The organism is Streptomyces alkaliphilus (assembly GCF_014141535.1).
GTDB classification, from domain to species: Bacteria; Actinomycetota; Actinomycetes; order Streptomycetales; family Streptomycetaceae; genus Streptomyces; species Streptomyces alkaliphilus.
In genome coordinates this window covers 1-1,088 of sequence record NZ_VKHT01001331.1, presented here as the reverse complement: position 1 = coordinate 1,088, position 1,088 = coordinate 1, and the positions used below count along the sequence as shown (strand labels likewise).

Sequence of the window (1,088 nt, the reverse complement as noted above, 5' to 3'; positions counted from 1 at the left end):
CCGGCTGATGGCCGCCCGTCTCGCCGGCGAGGAGATCGAACCCCGCGGTCCCATCGAGACCGAAGCGGCCCGTCGCCTCGCCGACGACCTCAAAGACGAGTGATCACCCGGTTACCCAACACTTTCTCAGACGGAGCCGGTCCAGTACGTCAGGGGTGAACCACTGCAGCAACACCCCCTCGTGCAGCCGGAGCCGGTCGGGGTTGCCGCGCCATCGGCCCGTGAACACCTGGACCGGGACGCTGAGACCGTCGACGCTGGTGGCCGTATCCACGGCGTATGGCTCCAGGCCCTTCAGGCGGAGGTCGGGCACCTCCTCGGACAGCTCCCGCAGCAACGTGGCCTCAAGGCTCGGATCGGCGTGTGTGCGGCCGCCGCCGAGAAGGGCGAACGCCCCCGGCTGCCAGATGCCGGGCTTGTGGTCACGTAGGTGCAGCAGGTACCGGCCCTGCCCGTCATGGATGAGTGCGGACGCGTTCACCGGCTCCGGTTGCCCGTCCAACCGGGCCTGGAGGAGCTTCTCGCGCAGCGTCGGCGAGGTGACCTCCGACGGGGCCAGCCACCGGGCGCCGGACACCTCCTCGTTCTGCAGGGTGATGGCCGGCGGCTCCTCGCCGGCGAGGTAGAACACGTAGCGGAAGTCGTAGTGCCGGTGGGTCGGTTCACCCTTCGAGGGGTTGGCGTCGATGTCGTGGACGTCGATGTCGACCGGTGAGCCGAGCGTCTGCGGGGCCAGGCACAAGGCACCGGGCCGGATCCCGGCCTCCTCCGTCACCTCGCGCAGCGCTCCGGCGAGCAGCGTGCGGTCCTCGGGCTCGATGTGGCCGCCGGGGGTGAGCACGAGGTCGCTGGTGGCCCGGTGTCGGATGTGCAGGACCCGGCGTCGGCGGTCGACGATGACGGCGCTGCACGTGATGTGGCCGGGCAGCGTCGTGCGGGCGGTTACGTCGACGGGCCCGTCCAGCGCGGCGAGCAGCCCGACCAAGGCGTCACGCTCGCCCGGGTGGCGGCTGAGGTAGGCCTTGACGGTCTTGCGGATCGAGGAGGGGCTGGGGGACATGAGCGTCGTCTCGCCTTCGCCGTAGGGG

The 1,088-nt window shown here is 70.9% G+C and carries 1 protein-coding gene; it reads right to left on the bottom strand.

What is annotated here, in order from left to right:
- Window positions 1-103: 103 nt before the first annotated feature.
- Window positions 104-1,088: NUDIX hydrolase (locus FNQ90_RS24300; RefSeq protein ID WP_228471568.1), on the bottom strand; the 985-nt coding region annotated here is incomplete at its 5' end.